We start from the raw sequence: 18,613 nt of genomic DNA, 5'->3' as shown, positions 1-18,613 counted from the left end.
GCAACAATGGCGGGCTATGAAACTGTATGCGGCGCCCCTGAACTTCCGAGACATCGCGCGGGAGCTCGACGTGCCCACGGATTTCAGCGCTGAACTGCACGAGGAAGCGTCCGCGCTCACCGACAAGCACGCGCGCGAGCGTACCGACGCCCGGAGCATCCCGTTCGTCACCATCGACCCGCCCGGTTCCATGGACCTGGACCAGGCGGTGTACATCGAGAAGGCCGGGGACGGTTACACAGTTCTCTACGCCATCGCGGACGTCGCCGCGTTCGTGGAGGGTGACGACAACCAGGTCAGGCGCGAGTCACTCAAGCGCGGCCAGACGATCTACCTCCCGGACGAGCCGGCCCGACTCCACCCGCCGGAGCTGAGCGAGGGCTCGGCGTCGCTGCTGCCCGACGTCGATCGCCCCGCGGTGATGTGGACGTTCCACCTCGACGCGAAAGGTGAGGTGAGCGGTGCGTTCGTGGAGAGGGCCCTGGTGCGCAGCCGGGCGCGCCTCGACTACGACGAGGTGCAGGAGGGGGTTGACCGGGGCGAGGTGCATGCGTCGATAAGCGAGCTGCCCGAGGTAGGCAAGCTGCGCCAGGCGAGCTCGCAGCGGCGCGAGGCCGTGAACCTGCGCCTGCCCAGCGTGCGCGTGGTGGAGACCGAGGGCGGGCGATTCGAGCTCGTCATCGAGCCGCGCCACCCCGTGATGGACTACAACTCCGAGATTTCCCTGCTCACAGGCATGGTTGCCGGGCAGATGATGGTGGACGCGGGCAAGGGTTTCCTGCGCATCCTGAGCCCCGCGAACGAGGGCGCGGAGGAGGAGTTCCGCACCGAGGTGCGCAACCTGGGCTACGCGATCGGCGACGAGCCGGTCGGCGAGTTCCTCGCTCGCGTGGATGCGGACACCCCGCGCGGAATGGCGGTGATGCGCGAGGCGCAGAAGCTCCTGCGCGGCTCCGGGTACATCAACCTGGAGGAGAAGGAACCGGAGGTCCATGCCGGCATCGGCGGGTATTACTCTCACGTCACCGCGCCTCTGCGGAGGCTGATCGACCGCTACGCCACCGAGGTCTGTCTCGCCATCTGCGCCGGCACCGAGCCTCCCGCGTGGGTGAAGGAGGGGGCGAACCAGGTTGTCAAGACGATGGGGCGCACCTCTCAGCTGGCCAACACGGTCGACCGCGCGTGCCTGAACCTCACCGAGGCGACGGTGCTCAGGCCGTGGCTCGGGCACAACTTCGAGGCCGTTGTGCTTAAGACGCAGGAACAGCAGGACGAGTCGCGCATATTCGTCATCAACCCCCCGGTGCTCGCGCCGTGCCTCGGCCGCCCGGAGGAGGGCGGCGAAACGAGCGTGAGCCTCATCCGCGCGAGCGTCGAGGAACGCGAGGTTGCCTTCGCCTGGCCGGCGGACTAAAGCTTATCGACGCCCGCGACAACGCCCGGGCTGACCTCCACGACCTCAAAGTCCGCCCCCATCGCCTCTAAGAACGCGTCAGCGCCGCGCAACGGCACGAACGCAATGACAGCCTGGGACATGCCGGCCGCGGCGGGTCGGGCCGAAACGGCGCCGCGCTCCAGCGCGAGCGCGACCAGGTCGTCCGGGGTCTCAATGTCGTGGGCCTCGGACGGGGAGTTGAGCAGGGTGAACAGTTCGTCGCTGCGTCGCGAGCGCAGCGCCTTCGCCGCGGCGAGGGAGCGCAGCGTCTCCGTTTCGCAGTAGCGCACCCACTCGCGGGCCTTCTCCGGATCGGGGGCGGTGTCTGGGCCGGACACCTCGCGGCGTGCCTCGACCCACTCGACGACGCGCTCAACGGCGTTCGGCAACTGGCGCAGGGAGGCCACGCCGAAGTTCGTGCAGGCGTCATCGATAAAGGTGCGCCGGGCGGTGATGCGCTCGGCCTGGTCACCGTGCGGGGCGCCGAGGGAGCGGGCGACGGAGAAAATGCGCACGCCGAGCTTGCCCGGGTGGGGGGCGTGGGTGACGGAGCCGTCCGCGTAGTCGATCACGCAGACGGAGTCGCCCTGGCCGCGCAGCGCGGCGGTGTGGCGCGCGCGGAGGATGGACAGGGACGAATGTGAGCTGGCGGCCGCGGAGCAGATCTCGGCGAGACGGGCCCGGGTGGGTGCTTCGTCGAGCTCGTCGGCGCCGGCGAGGTCCGCCAGCGCCAAGGCCAGCGCGGTGTCACCGGCGTAGAGGGCGCCGAGGCCGCCACCGGCCGTGATGTCGGAGGCGATTGTGATATCCAGTCCCGCGGTGTCCCGGGGTAAGACTTGCCGGGAAGTCAAGGTCTGTACCAACCCTGCAACGCGCCGCAGCGCCCGGTTCTCGAGGGGGGCGGTGGGCGCGGGAAGGGGGGCGTCGACAAGCGAGGCGAGCGCGGTCTCCTCGGAGAGCGAGAAGCCTCCGGCCGCGCGCACCGTCACGCGCAAAACGTCGTCGGGGCGCGGGGACACGGCCGCCGAGACTCGCTGGTGGGACAAGCCGACCACGGTGACTCCGCCGAAGTGGTCGACGTTCTCCCCGATCAGCACCCACGTCGCCGGCGCGGAGGCGACCGTTGCCGGGGCGCGGCCCGTAACCTTTTCATGCAGCGCCGCGGCGCGCTCTGCGCTGGACGGGGATTCGGGGGACCACACAGCCATGAACATACACCCTTAACTTTCAGAGGTAGTTTTGGCCCAGACTACCAACGCCCGCGGCGGGTAGTCTGGGCTCTACCCAACAGAGAGATAAGGAGCAGAAATGGCTGACGAGCAGTTCTACTACAACCCGTCCACCGGCGAGGTCACCCAGGGCAAGGAGGCCACCTGGGACGAGCGCATGGGCCCCTACGCCACTCGTGAAGAGGCAGAAGCGGCTATCCAGAACGCCAAAGAGCGCAACAAGCAGGCCGACGCCGTCGAGGAGGCCGACGCGAACTGGGGCAAGCCGGCCTCCTGGGAAAAGTAGTTACGCCTTGATCTTCGAAAACGCCTTCTTCACGTCCCGGATCGCGGACTCGTAACCCTCCAGCGCCTGCTCGCCGCGCGCGAGCTCGCGCTGGTACAGCATGCCGTAGGCGAAGGTGTCCTCGCCTCGTTCCCGGGCCTCGTTGGCGAGGCGCTGGATGCGGTCGCGCGAGGTCACGGCGTCCTGGAAATCGCCCAGCAGGGACTGGAGCGTCTTGCAGGCCTTGGCCAGGCGACCCGACTTCACACCCGCGCCTTCGGCGGCGACGGCGGCGTAGCGCAACTTCTTCGCGGCCTTGCGCACGTCGTGGACGTAGTCCTCGCGGTCGTGCAGCGGCAGCTCGGTGTCGTGGTAGTGCTCCTGCACCTTCGCGTGGCGCTTGGCCACCTTCTTGAACCCCTCGGCGAGGTGTTCGTAGAGGATGCCCTTCGAGCCCTTCGAGCCTTTCGCGCCCTTCTTCGCTTCGGCGGGTGCGGTGATCTCCGGGCTTACCGGCGGCTCGGCCAGCAGGGCGTCGATGTCGTCGAGAAGCGTGAGGAAGCGCTCGGAGTTGAGCATGTCAACGATCTCGGCGTGGGCGGCCTCGTAGTCGGCGCGCATGTCGCCGCGGATGTGCTCGGCCGCGGCGGCGTCGACAAGACCGGTCTCGTCGGACTCGAGCAGCTCGACGAAGCGCTCCTCCACGACCTCCGCGTCGCGGGCCACGCCCAGGGTGGCAGCAATGTCCTTCAGCTCGGACTCGAGGTGGCCCAGCTGGTCGCCCTCGAGGATGCCCTCGAACGTTTCCAACAGCGAGCGCATCTCGCGGGTGGACACGCGCATCTGGTGCACGGAGTCCCACTCATTGGCGCGTACCCGCGGGTCCCAGTTCACGATTGCGTCGCGGTGGCCGCGCAGTGCTTCGACAACCGCGCCCTCCGGGGACTCCGGGTCCAGGTCTGTCTCCTGCAGGTGCGGCGGCAGCGGCGCGGAGTGGATCGAGTCGCCCAGCGCGGTGAACAGCTTCGACGGGGAGGAAGATTTGCGGGCGCCGGAGGAGATGAGGAAGTTCGTCGCCTGATGGATCAGCTCCGCACCCGCCTCGGTGCCGGCGGTGAAGTCGCTGAGCTCGACTTCCCACTCGCGCCACGTGGCGCGTTCGCCACCCGGCAGCAGCGACCACGCGGTGACGTGGTCGTCGCAGAACTCGGCGACCTTCTCCCCGGTGGCGGAGCCGAGGGAGGTGACCACGCGGCGGTTGTCCACCTGCGCGATGGGAGCGAGCTCCGCGGTACGCACGATCGCGCGCACGTTGTTCGTCAGCTCGGCCGGGATCTCGGAGGGGCTGTCCAGTTCCGCACGCATCTCGGTGCGGTTTGCACCCGACGGGAGCTTGAGGTGCCAGCCGTCATCGTCGCCCCCGGTGCGGCGGCGCATCGTGATCTTCGCGCGGGTCAGGCGTAGATCCTCGGTGTCGTAGTAGATCGCCGTGAGGTTGTGCTCCTCGGTGGACAGGATCTCCTCCACGCCCGGCAGTTGCGTCAGGTCGGGGATGCCGGTGGTCTCGTCGACCGCCAGCTTCACCTCGACTTCGAGGAACGTCTCTACGTCTTTGTTGGTCTTCTCCGACATGGGGAACCAGCCTTTCTTCGAGCACTCGTCGAGCACGTACGTGCGCCCGAGTTTACCGGGAATGCATCCACCGGGGCGCTAGAGTGGGTCACCATGAACAGTCAACAGGAAAACGTGTTGCAAAAGGTCGACGAACAGGACATTTCGTTTATCCGGTTGTGGTTCACCGACATCTTCGGCTCCCTGAAAACGGTGATGATGTCGCCCGCCGAGCTCGAGGCCGCGTTCGACGAGGGCGTAGGCTTCGACGGATCCTCCATCGAAGGCTTCTCGCGCATTTCCGAGTCCGACACGCTCCTGCGCCCTGACCCGTCGACGTATCAGGCGCTCCCCTTCGACGAGGACGAGGGCCTGCAGACGGCCCGCATGTTCTGCGACATCACCATGCCCGACGGTGACCCGCTGTTCGCCGACCCGCGCCAGGTGTTGCGCCGCCAGATCCAGATCGCGCGCGACGCCGGTTTCGAGTTCATGGCCAGCCCCGAGATCGAGTTCTACGTGGTCAAATCCGGTGAGCCGGGGACAATGCCGCGCCCGGCCGACTACGGCGGCTACTTCGACCAGGCGAAGCGCAACGAGGCCCCGAAGTTCCGTCGCCAGTCCATCTCCGCGCTGGAGTACATGGGCATCGTGACCGAGTTCTCCCACCACGAGGCCTCGCCCGGTCAGCAGGAGATCGACCTGCGTCACACGAACGCGCTGACCATGGCGGACAATATCGTCACGTTCAAATACATCGTGAAGACTATCGCCGAGGCAAACGGAGTGCACGCCACGTTCATGCCCAAGCCGTTCGCGGACAAGGACGGTTCCGCGATGCACACCCATTTCTCGCTGTTCGAGGGGGAGACGAACGCCTTCCACGACCCGGACGACGAGATCTCCCTGTCCAAGACGGGCCGTCAGTTCATCGCCGGCATCATCGAGCACGCCAACGAGATCTCCGCGGTGACCAACCAGTGGGTCAACTCGTACAAGCGCCTGCAGTTCGGCTCCGAAGCGCCGACGGCGGCGACGTGGGGAGTGTCCAACCGCTCCGCGATGGTGCGCGTGCCCACGTACCGTCTGCACAAGGCGGACTCGCGGCGCATCGAGGTGCGTTCCCTCGACTCCGCCTGCAACCCCTACCTCGCGTTCGCCGCCGTGCTCGCGGCGGGCCTGAAGGGCATCACGGGAGGATACGAGCTCGACGAGCCCACGCGTGACGACGTCTTCTCGCTGACGCGCCGGGAGCGCCGCGCGATGGGTTACCGGGACTTGCCTACCTCTCTGGACCAGGCGCTGCGGCACCTGGAGAAGTCGGAGTTCATGGCGGAGGTGCTCGGCGAGCAAGTCTTCGAGTTCTTCCTGCGCTCCAAGTGGGACGAATGGCACAACTACACTTCCCAGATCACCACCTGGGAGATCGACAACCACCTGGACCTGTGACATGTCGAATCTGGAAACCCTCGGTTTCGACGGGGGCAAATACGCTGAGGTCCGCGCGACCCTGGCCGGGGCGGCGGACCCCGGCCTCGCGCAGAACACTCTGCTGCGCCTGAAGGATGCGCTGGGGGAGGGTTACGGCGAGCTGCGCGCCCAGATCCGTAAGGACGCGACCCTGCGCACGCGCCTGTTCGCTCTGCTCGGCGGTTCGACGGCGCTCGGGGACCACCTCGTGGCCCACCCCGAGAATTGGACCCTTCTGGCCGAGGATCTGCCCGAGCCGAACGACGTCATGCGCACCATGCTGGAAGCCGTCGACGCCCGGCCGGAACAGGGCTCGACAGCCAACGCTGAGCGCACCGCCGCCGGCACCTACCGCGCGGCGGAGAAGTTCGCGGACGGCACGGAGGCCCGGGCCGCCCTGCGCCTGGCGTACCGGAGCCTGATCATGCGGTTCGCCGCCGCGGACCTCGCCGGTACCTATGCCGTGCCGCGGGGGGCAAAGGCTGGCCACGACGGACCGCAGACACAGCCGATGCTGGGTTATCGCGCCACCACCCACATGCTCACCGTCTGCGCCGACGCGGCGCTGACCGCCGCGCTGGCGGTGGCGATGCGCGTGGTCTACGACGATGCGGAAGCGGATGCGCAGCTGGCGGTCCTGGCGATGGGCAAGTGCGGCGCCGGTGAGCTGAACTACATCTCCGACGTTGACGTCATCTTCGTTGCCGAGCCCGCCAATTCGAACGCCACAAAGCTGGCCAGCGAGTTCATCAGACTCGGTTCAGCTTGCTTCTTCGAGGTCGACGCCAACCTGCGCCCCGAGGGAAAGTCCGGGGCACTGGTTCGCACGCTCGACTCGCACCTGGCGTATTACAAGCGCTGGGCGCAGACGTGGGAGTTCCAGGCGCTGCTCAAGGCGCGGCCGATGACGGGCGACATGGACCTGGGCCACGCTTACGTCGATAAGCTCGCCCCGCTGGTGTGGGAGGCGAGCCAGCGCGACTCCTTCGTCGACGACATCCAGGCCATGCGACGCCGCGTGCTGGAGAACGTGCCGAAGGACATGCGCCACCGCGAGTTGAAGCTGGGCCACGGGGGGCTGCGCGACGTCGAGTTCGCGGTCCAGTTGCTGCAGCTGGTGCACGGGCGTTTCGACGAATCTCTGCGCCAGCGCAACACCGTCCTAGCGCTCGAGGCGCTCATGGACGGCGGGTACGTGGGCCGCGAGGACGCCCGCCAGCTCATCGACGCTTACGGGTTTCTGCGCCTGCTGGAGCACCGCCTCCAGCTGCAGCGCTTCAAACGCACCCACACGCTGCCCGCCAACGACGACGACACCGCGCGTCGCTGGCTCGCGCGCGCCGCCGGTTTTACCCCGGGCAAGCGCAAGAGCGCGGTCGAGCGGATGGAGGAGACGCTGCGCACGTTCCGCAAGTCCGTCTCCGACCTGCACGAGCGCCTGTTCTACCGCCCGCTGCTGGGCGCGGTAGTGGACCTGTCCGTCGGCGAGGCCACGCTTTCCGCCGACACGGTCAAGGCGCAGCTCAAGGCACTGGGTTACCGCCACCCGGCGCGCGCCTACGAGCACCTGAGTGCGTTGGTCAAGGGCAGCTCCCGCAAGTCGAAGTTGCAGGCCATCCTGCTGCCGACCCTGATGAACTGGCTCGGTGACACCGCCGATCCCGGTGCCGGCCTGCTCAACTACCGCAAGCTTTCCGAGTCCGCCGAGGACAAGAGCTGGTTTTTGCGCATGCTTCGCGACGAAGGAGTGGTCGGCCAACGCCTCATGCACATCCTGGGCACGTCTCCCTACGCGTCCGATCTCATCATCTCCGCCCCGGACGTGGTGCCGCTGCTCGGCGACGGGTCGAACGGGCCCAAGCTACCCGACGTCGCTCCCGACCAGGCGTATAAAGCCATCCTCGCGGCAACGAAGCGCTACGAAGACCCGGATAAGGCCGTCGCGGTGGCACGCTCTCTGCGCCGCGCCGACCTGGCGAGAATTGCATCCGCCGACCTGCTCGGATTGATGGATGTGCGCCGCGTCTGCGTCGAACTCACATGGGTGTGGGAGGCCGTGTTGGAGGCCGCGCTGCGCGCGGAGATCCGCGCCGACCTGCTGGCTAGCGGGGAGGACGCCCCGAAAGCGCGCATCGCCGTGATCGGTATGGGCCGCCTTGGCGGGGCGGAGCTGGGTTACGGTTCGGATGCCGACGTGATGATCGTCGCCGAGCCCGCCGGCGGCACCGACGCTGTTGCCGAATCCGAGGCGGTGTCGTGGGCGGCGCGAATCGTCGACCAGATGCGCACCCGCCTGTCCAAGCCCTCGGGTGACCCGCCCCTGGAGGTGGACCTGGGGTTGCGCCCCGAAGGCCGCTCCGGGCCGGTTGTGCGCACCATCGCCTCCTACGAGCGCTACTACCGACAGTGGGGTGAGGTGTGGGAGAAGCAGGCGCTGCTGCGCGCCACCAACGTCGCCGGCGACAAACAGGTCGGCGTGGCGTTTTTGCAGGCCATTGACCCGTTCCGCTATCCGGCCAAAGGCGCGACAAAGGCAGACATCCGCGAGATCCGGCGCATCAAGGCGCGCGTGGACGACGAGCGCCTGCCCCGCGGTGCCGACCGTGCCACCCACACCAAGCTCGGCCGCGGCGCACTCGCGGACGTCGAGTGGACCGTGCAGTTGCTGACCATGATGCACGCACACAACCATCCGGAGATGCACAACACCTCCACCCTCGAGGTACTCGACTACCTCGACGAGCTCGACGACCCGGAGGTGATCCGCGGCTCCCAGGCGCGCACTCTGCGCGCGGCGTGGCTGGCGGCGACGAGCGCGCGAAACGCACTCGTGCTCGTCTCTGGCAAGCGCACCGACCAGCTGCCTGCGCCGGGGCCCCACCTGGCGCAGGTCGCCGGATCGGCCGGTTACGACCCCGACGCACAGCAGCAGTTCCTGGAGGACTACCTGCGCACGACGCGCCGGGCCCACCAGGTGGTGGAGGAAGTGTTCTGGGGAGAGGTGCCGTCGCTGGAGTTCGATTAGGGGATTTCCCCGATGTGCGCCGCCCCGGACATACATACACTCGCGAACATGGCAATGAACTTGAGTATTGACCTTGACAACGGCACGTTCGCGGATCTGGCGGCGCTGGTGGAAGCGGCGCGTGTGGCGGGCGTCGATAAGCGAGCCGCCCTCAAGCTGGACGGCACGACCCTGACGTTGAAGGTTGACGCGGCCGCGGCAGTCCCGACACGGACGAAACCCGCGGCGCGCGAGTCGGGCACCGCCCCGCTTGGCGACGCCGCGATCCGCTCCGTCATCGACATCCTCAGCGGCCGGCTCGAGCCGCCGCGCTAACGTTTCACGAACGCGCGGGCGGTGAACATGCCTGCCAGCAGCGCGCCCCAAATCGCGAATACCGCGATCCAGGCGACGCGGAAATCCCCCCACGTGTAATTGCCGGCCGGAGCTACGGAATCCAGGATCATCCCGATGAGCTGAGCGGAGAGCATGCAGGAGGTGAACCCTCCCATGTTGCCCAGGCCCGTGCCGGAGGCGACGATGTTGCGCGGCATCTTCTCGCGGACGGTGTCGAAGCCGAAGTTCGACACCGGCGTCGCCGCGCCCATGACAACCACGAGAGCGAGGATGGCGGCGAAACCGCGCGGCTCGCCGGACGCGAAGAACCACACCCACGCGGCACAGTGCGCCGCCGCGATCACCGCCGCGGCCACGTCCCGGTTCGGTCCAGTCCTGGCCGACAGCGGCGCGAGCAGCGGGCCGCCGATCATGGTGGACAGCGTGAAAACGGTGAGCACTGTGGCCCCTTGGGCCGGTGTGAGCCCCATTCCTTGGACCATCAGCGGAATACCCCACAAGAGCGTGAAGTTGATGGCGAAGAACATGCCCAAACCGTGGATGGTGAAGGCCTCCCAGCACAGGGGCGAGCGCAGCACGGAGGTAAGAATCTTGCCGACGGGCATGCGCGCGCCTTCACCCTTGGCGGGCGCCTCGTCCGGCGAGTCGGCGACGGCGACGAACGCCGCTATGCCGACAAGCGCCCCCACCGCGGCCAGGGTGACAAACGCCGCCGTCCACCCCTGCGCGTGCAGAAGCGCCATGAAGGGGAACGCCGAGAGGAACTGCCCCACCTGGCCTATCGACGCCGTCAACTGCGTGAAAAGGGGCGTGCGCTTGAGCGGGAACCAGTAGGGCAACAGGCGCAGTGCGGAGAGGAACGCGGTGGCGTCGCCCGCGCCGATCAGCACCCGCGCGCCGATCGCGAGAGGGTAGGACTCCGTGAACCCGAGAAGGGCCTGGCCCGACGCCATCACCAGCGCGCCAGCGACCAGCATGAACCGCGGGCCCAAGCGGTCGATGAGCAGTCCCACCGGGATCTGGGCCAGCGCGTACACGCCGACCTGAACAGATGTGAACACGGCGATGCGGGTGGCGTCGACGTCGAAACGCCCCATCGCATCGAGCCCCGCCACCCCGAACGACGTACGGCCCGTGATGGCGACGACGTAGACGGCCACCGCAGCGAGCCACACCCCGATCGCTCGGCGGGTTACTCGGTCGCGGGGATGGGGAGTCGTCATGCGAGTGAAAGTTACTCCTCCGCCGGTGCTTGTAAAGTGGTCACTCGTGGATTACATCTCAACGCGCGACACCAAGGCGACCCCGGCCAAGTTCACCGACATCCTCCTTTCGGGCCTCGCGCCCGACGGCGGGCTCTACCTTCCGGCGGTGTACCCGCGCATTACGCCCGAGCTTCTCGACGCCTGGCGCACGCTCCTCAATGAGAAGGGCTACGCCGCCCTTGCGGCTGAGGTGGTCAAGCTGTTTGTCGACGACATCCCGCCCGCGCAGATCGAGGAGATAACGGCGCGCGCCTACCGCACCCCCGTCTTTTCTACTGACGAGATCGTGCCGGTGACCAAGCTTTCCGACGACCTCTTCATTGCGCATCTCTCCGAAGGGCCGACCGCGGCATTCAAAGACATCGCAATGCAGTTGCTCGGTGAGCTCTTCGAGTACGAGCTCGGCCGCCGCGACGAGGAGATCAACATCTTGGGCGCCACCTCGGGTGACACCGGTTCCTCGGCGGAGTACGCCATGCGCGGCCGTGACAACATCCGCGTCTTCATGCTCACCCCGGCCGGGCGCATGACCGCCTTCCAGCAGGCCCAGATGTTCGGCCTCGACGACCCGAACATCTTCAACATCGCCCTCGACGGTGTCTTCGACGACTGCCAGGACGTGGTCAAGGAGGTCTCGGCGGACGCGGCCTTCAAGACGAAGTACCGCATCGGCGCCGTCAACTCCATCAACTGGGCGCGCCTGCTGGCGCAGACCGTCTACTACATCTCCACCTACCTGCGCGTCACCGAGTCCAACGACGAGAAGGTGTCCTTCTCCGTGCCGACGGGCAACTTCGGGGACATTTGCGCAGGTCACGTGGTCAAGCAGATGGGGCTTCCGGTGGACAAGCTCATCGTGGCCACCAACGAGAACGACGTGCTGCACGAGTTCTTCGCCGGTGGCGACTACCGTCCGCGCACTGCGGCCGAGACCCACGCGACGTCGAGCCCGTCGATGGACATCTCGCGCGCCTCGAACTTCGAGCGCTTCATTTTCGACGCCACCGGGCGAAACGCCCACCTGACCGCGGAGCTGTTCGCCGTCAAGGCCAAGGAGGGCGGTTTCGCCGCCGATGAGCTGGGAGACCCGGAGTGCATGGACCGCATCCGCGAGGACTTCGGCTTCCTGTCCGGCACGTCCACCCACGCCGACCGCCTCGCCACCATCAAGGCAGTCAAGGAGGAGTACGGTTACCTGCTTGACCCGCACACCGCCGACGGCATGTTCGTCGCCCGCGGCGTTTCTGAACAGGTGGAGACCCCGATCGTGGTGGTGGAGACCGCCCTGCCGGTCAAGTTCTCGGAGACCATCATCGAGGCCCTCGGCACCGCCCCCGAGGTGCCCGAGCGCTTCGCCCACGTCATGGACGCCGAGCGCCACGTTGTTGACCTGCCCAATGACGCGGATAAGGTGAAGGATTACATCACCCAGTCCATCGAGAACACTGACGTGTAAGGCGGCACACCATGGCACAGGAGCAGTTCGCGGAACCGGAGTACTTCACGGAGTTCGACCCGGAGAAGTTTATCCGGGACCTGAAGAACCAGCCCTACGAGGAAAGTTCGGACAACGCTGGTGAGCAATCCGAGTAACCCCGGCCGACACCGCGTGCCAGCGCACCCGCCCGGCTTAGGTATCGGTGCGTGGACGGCGATCCTGGCCGTCGCAGTGTTCACGATCGCGGCAGTCGTGTGGGCCGGTCTCAACGCCACAAGCATCCCCACGGCGACGGTGCAGGAGCGCCAGGCGCTTGAGGCTGTGCAGACACCGGGGGAGGGCGCGGACGTCTCTCCGCCCGTGGCCGAGGACGCCCCACACGAGGTGCCCCAGGACGCGAACGTGGTGCGTGTGCCCAGTTTCGCGCTGTGGGCCCCTGGCACCCTGATCCAGTCGACGGACCACTACCCGCAGCCCGGTGAGGCGTTTACCGCCCAGTCCTGCACGGTGGCATTCTCGTTCAGCGACGCTGAGGGCCGGGACTACGCCGTCACCGCAGGCCACTGCGGCCGCGAGGGTGATCTGGTGTGGCCCACCAACGCCACCACCGCCCAGGATTATTCCCGCGAGGTCGGCCACTTCGTTTACTCCGGCCTGTACAGCGAGGGCGCCCCGGACATTGACGTCGCGGTGATCGAGATTACCGACCCCGAGCGCTACATGACGCTGGTGGGCAACCCCATCGAGACCGGGATCGCCGAAGATCTCGCAGTGCCCGCGGACCACATTTGCAAGACCGGCGGCACCACGGGTTATACCTGCGGGCAGTTCCGCGAGACCGGCCGCGTGCAGATCATCACCACCGACTCCGACGCCACCCGCGAGACCAAGGGTGACATCGCCGCGGTGTGCGCCGCGAAAGGCGACTCGGGCGGGCCGGTATTCCAGGACGTCAACGGCCGCGCCACCATCATCGGGGTGGTCTCCGGCACGGAGGCCGGCCGCTCCGGAGAGGAGTGCTACGAGGGCATGGACAACCCCAGACTCATGTCCTACTCCAACGTGGACCAGACGATGCAGGTGATCACCACTGTGATCCCGGACGCCCAGTGGGAAATGAAGAGCTGGTAGCCGCTTACTGGTCCGGTTCCGCGAACACGTCTTTCTGGCGCACCGCTGCCGGATCGTAAGAAGATAGAGAGACCTGCTGGATGCGCCCGACCGGCTCGATATCCTCCCAGGAATCCATCGCGGCGTCGGCATCGTCGGCTGTGTCTTCGAACCACGTCAGGGCCACCTGGTGCTCCACCGGCAGCCCGGGGTAGAACGAGAACGATACGGAGTCCGCTGAGTTTTCCAGCGCGGCCTCGACGTAGGTCTCAATCTCCGCCGCGCCGGGGGAGTGGTAACAGTAGCCCCACAGGTTTATGCGCACGTTGTCCTGGCTGCGCACAGTCATGTTGTCCACGCAGTTCTGCTCGAGCAGGCGCGAGACGTGTCCCGCGAACTCGCTCACATCCGTCTCCGCCTGGTCCGTCATCGCGCCCGTCAGCGTCACACCCGACGCGGTGCGCGCAGAGGCGGTGTCGGTAATCAGGTACGGGCGCACGGACGCCTCGACGTTGTCGACGTCGGTTTGAACCGGAAAGAACGGTCGCGCGGGCTTGCCGACGACCGGCGCAGCGCTCTCCTGCGAGCTCGCGTTGTCCGCCAGCACGACGGCCCCGGCGATGAGTGCAATCACGATGGCGCCGTAGGCGACGGTGAACACCGGCGCGGGCAGGGCGCGAAGGAGCCGGGTGTTGGCGTCGACGGGAGCGTCGACGGGAGCGTCGGAGGGGGCGTCGTCAAGCGATTGCTCGGTCATGATGGTTGGTAATCCTAGTCCACCGCCCGCCCGTTAGACTCGAACCATGCCCATCCCCGAGTTCATCGTTCACACCCGCGAAAAGATTGGCACCGACCTCATGTGGCTGCCCTCGGTGGCGGCGATCGTGCTGCGCGACACCACGACTGACTCGCCGTGGGCGGTGCCCGACGTGCTGCTGGTCAAGCGCGCCGACAACGGCGAGTGGACGCCCGTCACCGGCATCTGCGATCCGGGAGAGGAGCCGCACCACGCCGCCGCGCGCGAGGTGTTGGAGGAGACCGGGGTGCGCGCGGAGGCGGCGGCGCTCCTCGGCGTCGGTGCCGTCGGCCCGATCACGCACTCCAACGGCGACCGCGCCTCGTACATGTCGGTGCAGTTGAGACTCGAGCCGGTGGACCCCGCCGCCGAGCCCGTTGTCGGCGACGACGAATCCGTCGACGTCGGCTGGTTCCCCATTTCCACGATGCCGGTGACGGACCCAAAATGGCGCCTCGCCATCGCCGACGCCGCTTCGCAGCGCCGCCATCCCGCGAATTTCTCGCCGCGCTTGGGCCTGGCCAAACGCTGATGCGCTTCGGCGTCGATGTCTCCGAGCACCAGGACGGGCTCGCGTTGTCGTCCCTGGACATCTCGTTCGTCGTCCTGCGCACCACCGACGGCACGTACAGGGACCGCGTTTTTTCCTCCCATCTCGCCGACGCCCTCTCGGCCGGGCTCGAGGTGGAGACGTACCACTACCTGCGCAATTCATCCGAGGGGACGTCGATAAGCGAGCAGGTAGAGGCCAGCCTCGCGGTGCTGGGATCGCTGCGCGCGCCACTGTGGCTCGACTGCGAGACCCCCGCGGGGCTTTCGCTTGACGACGTCTCTCTCGCGCATTCCCTCTTCACGTCCGCAGGCGTTCCCGTCGCGGGTATCTACACTTCGCGCCGGTGGTGGCGCTGGCGCATGCTCGGTGCCGACACGCGGCGGTTCGGCGCGCTGTGGCTCGCGGAGTACGGCGCGGACACCGGTTCCTACCCAGGTGACGCGGCGTGGCCCTCTGCCGTGGGCAAACAGTCGCCCACCATGTGGCAGTACACCTCGCGCGGGCGGGTGCCGGGGTACGACGGCGACGTGGATTTCAACGCGCGGCGCTAGTGTGGAAGACCTCGGCGCGTTTTGCGCTCTGGAAACAGCGCCTTTTCGCGCTGACGTCTTCGCTGGAAGACCTCAGCGCCTTTTTGCGTGCTCAAAATAGCTCATTTTCGCGCTGACGTCTTCGCGCGAAGAGCATGCGAGAGGCGAAACTTAGCTTCGGCGCTAGTGTTGCAGTATGAAGATTCTGTTTGTGGGTGCCGGCGGCGTGGGCGGGTACTTCGGCGGCTTGCTGGCCGATGCGGGCAACGACGTCGGATTCATCGCGCGCGACGAGACGCTCGCGGCACTGCGCGAGAGAGGCCTGCGCCTGACAAGCCCGGACGGCGAGCGCACTGTAACGCGTTTTGTGGCGGGGGAGACGTCCGGGGAGGTCGTCGACAAGCTGGGCGGCGTGGATATCGTTGTTGTGGCGACGAAGGCGCTGCCCGGCAACGCCACGTTCGCGGACGTCGAGACGCTCGCCGACGTGCCCGTCGTGACTACCCACAATTCCGTCGAGGTGCACTTCACCGCCGCCGACATCTTCGGTGCCGAGCGCGTTCTCGCCGGTGTGGTGCGCGGCTACATGACGCGCATCGCGCCCGCCGAAATTACGCTCAACCCGGGTCCGCTCTCACTGAACTTCGGCCTCCTGCCGGGCGTTTTCGACACACCGCCCGCAGCGCTCGAGCTTGTCGACGCCCTGCGCGACGCCGGGATCCGCTCGAAGTATCACGGCGAGAACGGCACCATCCTCACCGACGTGTGGATGAAGGCGATGTTCGTCGCCACCACCGGCGTCCTGGGCGCTGTGGCGCAGCGCCCGATGGGGTACCTGCGCGACGAGCTGCGGCCGCAGCTGCGCGGGTTGATGGAGGAGGTCGCCGCCGCGGGCCGCGCGCTGGGCGTGGATTTGGCGGACGGGGCCGTGGAGAAGAACCTCGCGTTCTGCGACGCGCAGTACGCCGGGGCCACGAGTTCGATGCACCGCGACATCGCGGCCGGCCTGCCCAACGAGCTGGATGCGCAGGTGGGCGCGCTGCGGCGGATGGCGCGGCGTGGGGGCGTCGATACGCCGTTGCTGGATATGGTCTACGCGTTGGCGCTCACGCGGTAGCTAGCGCGCGGATACGAGCTCGTCGCGGTTGAACTTGCCGGCAAGCGAGCGCGCGACGATGAACGGGACCCACACAAGTTGCAGGTGAGCCATCTTGGCAAAAAGGAGTGCCACGGTGGGCCCGTCCCATACCCAGAACCGCAGAGCAAACGCGATCGCACCTGCAACCACGAAGAGCAAAATGGAGAGCGCGAGTGCCCCGAGCAGGCCGTCTTCCCTCGCTTCGAGGTGCAGCTTCAGGCGGTATTCGTCGAGCTCGGTCGTGGGCAGGTCCGCTTGGTCGATGGTGCGCCGCAGGGCGAGGGTGCCGCCGGCCGCGGCGATTGCGCCGATCATCCACATGAGGTAGGAAATGCCGGGGACCGTGACGTGGAGCGCGATGCTGAGGATGATGACCGCGAGGGAGATGTCCGTGAACAGGATGATCCTCTTGCGGCGGGTGACGGACTCGGGGACGGGACGGGAGGCCATGAGCTCAGGCCTTTCGGTAGATTTCACTCGACATGGGGGTGAATTCGGCGCGGGAGAATACCGCTTCAACCGGCAGCTGGAACACGTCGCAGATCCTGAAGGCGAGGTCCAAGCTGGGGTAGTGGTCGCCGCGCTCAATGGCACCGATTGTTTGTGGGTTGACATCGACCTCTGTGGCCAACTGGGTGCGGGACATGTCCCTCTCCGTGCGCAGGACCCGCACCCGGTTGAAAATCGGGTCGGCGGGCTTTCTCTTAGGGGACATGCAAAGAAGTGTTGTATAAACACAACAAATTGTCAAGTGTTCTAACTGCCGGCAGCTTCCCTCCCGACTTTCAACCAGCATGCTGGCACAAAAAACTGGTAATGTGCTGACATGGGGAGTGTCAGCGCAACACCAGTTTGTGGGCACCCGGGTCCGCGGGTGGGGGACTGCCTAGCAGTCGAAGTACATCTCGAACTCCAGCGGCGTCGGGCGCAGGCGCGACGGGGTGATCTCGCGGTCGTACTTGAGCTTGATGTAGGTCTCGATGAGGTCCTCGGTGAACACGTCTCCCTCGGTGAGGAAGTCGTGGTCGCGCTCCAGGGCCACCAGGGCGGCCTCGAGGGAGGTCGGGGCCTGCGGGATCTCCTTGGCCTCCTCCGGCGGGAGCTCGTAGAGGTCCTTGTCCACCGGTGCGTGCGGCTCGATGCGGTTCTTGATGCCGTCGAGGCCGGCCATCATCATCGCGGCGAACCCGAGGTACGGGTTGCCCGAGGGGTCCGGAGCGCGGAACTCGATGCGCTTCGCCTTCGGGTTGGAGCCGGTGATCGGGATGCGGATCGCGGCGGAGCGGTTGCGCTGCGAGTACACCAGGTTGATCGGGGCCTCGAAGCCCGGCACGAGGCGGTGGTAGGAGTTCAGGGTCGGGTTGGTAAACGCCAGCACCGCGCCAGCGTGCTCGAGGATGCCGCCGATGTAGTAGCGGGCCACATCGGAGAGCCCGCCGTAACCGGACTCGTCGTAGAACAGCGGCTTGCCGTCCTTCCACAGCGACTGGTGGGCGTGCATGCCCGAACCGTTGTCACCGGCGAGCGGCTTCGGCATGAAGGTGGCGGTTTTCCCGAACTGGTTGGCGGTGTTCTTCACGATGTACTTGAAGTCCTGCAGATCATCCGCGGCGTGCAGCATGGTGTTGAACTTGTAGTTGATCTCCTGCTGGCCGCCGTTGCCCACCTCGCGGTGGAAGCGCTCGATCTCGAAACCGGCCTGCGCCAGGTTCAGGGTCATGGCGTCGCGCACGTCCACGGTCTTGTCGTACGGCGGAACAGGGAAGTACCCGCCCTTGATGCGGTTCTTGTAACCGAGGTTGGGCGAGCCGTCGATCTCGGTCTCGGCGCCGCGGTTCCACCAGCCTTCCTCGGAGTCGATCTCGAAGAACTGCGTGTGGCCCTCCACCTCGTAGCGGATGGAGTCGAACAGGTAGAACTCGGCCTCGGCGCCGAAGAAACAGGTGTCGGCGATGCCGGTGGAGGTCAGGTAGTCCTCGGCCTTGCGGGCGACGTTGCGCGGGTCGCGGGAGAACGCCTCGTGCGTGAAGGGGTCGTTGACGAAGAACTTCACGTTCAGGGTCTTCGCGGCGCGGAAGGGGTCAAGTTTCGCGGTGGCCAAATCCGGCATGAGCGTCATGTCGGATTCCTCGATGGTGGTGAATCCCCGGATGGAGGAGCCGTCGAACGCCAGGCCCTCCTCGACGACATCTTCGTCGAACATGGAGGCAGGGATAGAGAAATGGTGCTCGGTCCCCGGCACGTCGGTGAAGCGGACGTCGACGAACTCGACATCCTCATCGGTGATGAATTTTTTGACATCTTCGATGTTTTCGAAGGCCACGGGCTACTCCTTGGTGGGTGGGCTGCTAACACGTCCATACTACAGGCACGTATCGGCACGAACGTCGTGATTCACGTCGCCCGCGCGCC

At 66.7% G+C, this 18,613-nt stretch carries 18 protein-coding genes; 11 read left to right on the top strand and 7 right to left on the bottom strand.

The window, feature by feature from the left end:
* The first annotated feature begins 16 nt into the window (after nucleotides 1–16).
* Nucleotides 17–1,414: an RNB domain-containing ribonuclease gene (locus tag G7Y29_RS07615; RefSeq protein WP_165002705.1), complete on the top strand. Its 1,398-nt coding sequence runs from the start codon at nucleotides 17–19 to the stop codon at nucleotides 1,412–1,414.
* Here G7Y29_RS07615 and G7Y29_RS07610 read toward each other — a convergent pair.
* Nucleotides 1,411–2,643: a galactokinase family protein gene (locus tag G7Y29_RS07610; protein WP_165002703.1), complete on the bottom strand. Its 1,233-nt coding sequence runs from the start codon at nucleotides 2,641–2,643 to the stop codon at nucleotides 1,411–1,413. The genes G7Y29_RS07615 and G7Y29_RS07610 overlap by 4 nt on opposite strands.
* A 100-nt stretch (nucleotides 2,644–2,743) precedes the next feature.
* Between G7Y29_RS07610 and G7Y29_RS07605 the strand changes: the two genes are divergently transcribed.
* The gene (locus G7Y29_RS07605) at nucleotides 2,744–2,950 is read left to right on the top strand and encodes an SPOR domain-containing protein (RefSeq protein WP_165002701.1); all 207 of its coding nucleotides are present in this window, start codon (nucleotides 2,744–2,746) and stop codon (nucleotides 2,948–2,950) included.
* Here G7Y29_RS07605 and G7Y29_RS07600 read toward each other — a convergent pair whose 3' ends face one another.
* The gene (locus G7Y29_RS07600; protein WP_165002699.1) at nucleotides 2,951–4,561 is read right to left on the bottom strand and encodes a CYTH and CHAD domain-containing protein; all 1,611 of its coding nucleotides are present in this window, start codon (nucleotides 4,559–4,561) and stop codon (nucleotides 2,951–2,953) included.
* Nucleotides 4,562–4,654: 93 nt separating this feature from the next.
* Between G7Y29_RS07600 and glnA (G7Y29_RS07595) the strand changes: the two genes are divergently transcribed.
* From glnA (G7Y29_RS07595) to G7Y29_RS07585, 3 genes are read left to right on the top strand one after another with little or no spacing between them, the layout of a single operon-like run.
* Nucleotides 4,655–5,989 (top strand): type I glutamate--ammonia ligase, encoded by a 1,335-nt coding sequence (glnA, locus tag G7Y29_RS07595; protein ID WP_165002697.1) that lies wholly within the window; start codon nucleotides 4,655–4,657, stop codon nucleotides 5,987–5,989.
* A 1-nt stretch (nucleotide 5,990) separates the two neighbouring features.
* The gene (locus G7Y29_RS07590; protein ID WP_165002695.1) at nucleotides 5,991–9,035 is read left to right on the top strand and encodes a bifunctional [glutamine synthetase] adenylyltransferase/[glutamine synthetase]-adenylyl-L-tyrosine phosphorylase; all 3,045 of its coding nucleotides are present in this window, start codon (nucleotides 5,991–5,993) and stop codon (nucleotides 9,033–9,035) included.
* Nucleotides 9,036–9,083: 48 nt separating this feature from the next.
* Nucleotides 9,084–9,350: a hypothetical protein gene (locus G7Y29_RS07585; protein WP_165002693.1), complete on the top strand. Its 267-nt coding sequence runs from the start codon at nucleotides 9,084–9,086 to the stop codon at nucleotides 9,348–9,350.
* On the opposite strand, the gene G7Y29_RS07580 is transcribed toward G7Y29_RS07585, so the two are convergent.
* On the bottom strand, nucleotides 9,347–10,594 hold the full coding sequence (locus tag G7Y29_RS07580) for an MFS transporter (RefSeq protein WP_165002691.1): 1,248 nt from the start codon (nucleotides 10,592–10,594) through the stop codon (nucleotides 9,347–9,349). The two genes, G7Y29_RS07585 and G7Y29_RS07580, sit on opposite strands and share 4 nt — an antisense overlap.
* A gap of 46 nt (nucleotides 10,595–10,640) precedes the next feature.
* Between G7Y29_RS07580 and thrC the strand changes: the two genes are divergently transcribed.
* Genes thrC through G7Y29_RS07570 form a run of 3 tightly spaced genes read left to right on the top strand, consistent with a single transcriptional unit; the run spans nucleotide 10,641 to nucleotide 13,205 of the window.
* The gene (gene thrC / locus G7Y29_RS07575; RefSeq protein WP_165002689.1) at nucleotides 10,641–12,092 is read left to right on the top strand and encodes a threonine synthase; all 1,452 of its coding nucleotides are present in this window, start codon (nucleotides 10,641–10,643) and stop codon (nucleotides 12,090–12,092) included.
* A gap of 11 nt (nucleotides 12,093–12,103) precedes the next feature.
* Complete coding sequence (locus G7Y29_RS10945; protein WP_268896799.1) at nucleotides 12,104–12,229, top strand: hypothetical protein; 126 nt, start codon at nucleotides 12,104–12,106, stop codon at nucleotides 12,227–12,229.
* Nucleotides 12,213–13,205: a trypsin-like serine protease gene (locus tag G7Y29_RS07570; RefSeq protein ID WP_235933434.1), complete on the top strand. Its 993-nt coding sequence runs from the start codon at nucleotides 12,213–12,215 to the stop codon at nucleotides 13,203–13,205. The genes G7Y29_RS10945 and G7Y29_RS07570 overlap by 17 nt, the downstream gene beginning before the upstream one ends.
* A 4-nt stretch (nucleotides 13,206–13,209) precedes the next feature.
* Here the strand turns inward: G7Y29_RS07570 and G7Y29_RS07565 are convergent, their stop codons facing one another.
* Nucleotides 13,210–13,941, bottom strand: a complete 732-nt coding sequence (locus G7Y29_RS07565) for a hypothetical protein (RefSeq protein ID WP_165002687.1) — start codon at nucleotides 13,939–13,941, stop codon at nucleotides 13,210–13,212.
* 46 nt (nucleotides 13,942–13,987) lie between these two features.
* Between G7Y29_RS07565 and G7Y29_RS07560 the strand changes: the two genes are divergently transcribed.
* The 3 genes from G7Y29_RS07560 (at nucleotide 13,988) to G7Y29_RS07550 (ending at nucleotide 16,180) form a co-directional block, all read left to right on the top strand.
* Nucleotides 13,988–14,512: an NUDIX hydrolase gene (locus G7Y29_RS07560; RefSeq protein ID WP_165002685.1), complete on the top strand. Its 525-nt coding sequence runs from the start codon at nucleotides 13,988–13,990 to the stop codon at nucleotides 14,510–14,512.
* On the top strand, nucleotides 14,428–15,084 hold the full coding sequence (locus G7Y29_RS07555) for a glycoside hydrolase family 25 protein (RefSeq protein WP_249399721.1): 657 nt from the start codon (nucleotides 14,428–14,430) through the stop codon (nucleotides 15,082–15,084). Before G7Y29_RS07560 ends, G7Y29_RS07555 begins: the two co-directional genes overlap by 85 nt.
* 175 nt (nucleotides 15,085–15,259) lie before the next feature.
* A complete protein-coding gene (locus G7Y29_RS07550; RefSeq protein ID WP_165002684.1) occupies nucleotides 15,260–16,180 on the top strand; it encodes a 2-dehydropantoate 2-reductase in 921 nt (306 codons plus the stop codon).
* Here G7Y29_RS07550 and G7Y29_RS07545 read toward each other — a convergent pair whose 3' ends face one another.
* The 3 genes from G7Y29_RS07545 to glnA (G7Y29_RS07535) form a co-directional block, all read right to left on the bottom strand.
* Nucleotides 16,181–16,651, bottom strand: coding sequence for a hypothetical protein (locus G7Y29_RS07545; protein ID WP_165002683.1), 471 nt, complete (start codon nucleotides 16,649–16,651; stop codon nucleotides 16,181–16,183).
* A gap of 4 nt (nucleotides 16,652–16,655) precedes the next feature.
* On the bottom strand, nucleotides 16,656–16,916 hold the full coding sequence (locus tag G7Y29_RS07540; RefSeq protein ID WP_165002682.1) for a helix-turn-helix transcriptional regulator: 261 nt from the start codon (nucleotides 16,914–16,916) through the stop codon (nucleotides 16,656–16,658).
* A gap of 171 nt (nucleotides 16,917–17,087) precedes the next feature.
* Nucleotides 17,088–18,524 carry a type I glutamate--ammonia ligase gene (glnA, locus tag G7Y29_RS07535; protein WP_165002681.1) on the bottom strand — a complete coding sequence of 479 codons (1,437 nt, stop codon included), beginning with the start codon at nucleotides 18,522–18,524 and terminating at the stop codon, nucleotides 17,088–17,090.
* Nucleotides 18,525–18,613: the final 89 nt, after the last annotated feature.

This window comes from Corynebacterium qintianiae, from assembly GCF_011038645.2.
Lineage (GTDB): Bacteria > Actinomycetota > Actinomycetes > Mycobacteriales > Mycobacteriaceae > Corynebacterium > Corynebacterium qintianiae.
Note: the sequence above shows the minus strand (reverse complement) of the source record. Positions and strands in the feature narration are given on the sequence as shown.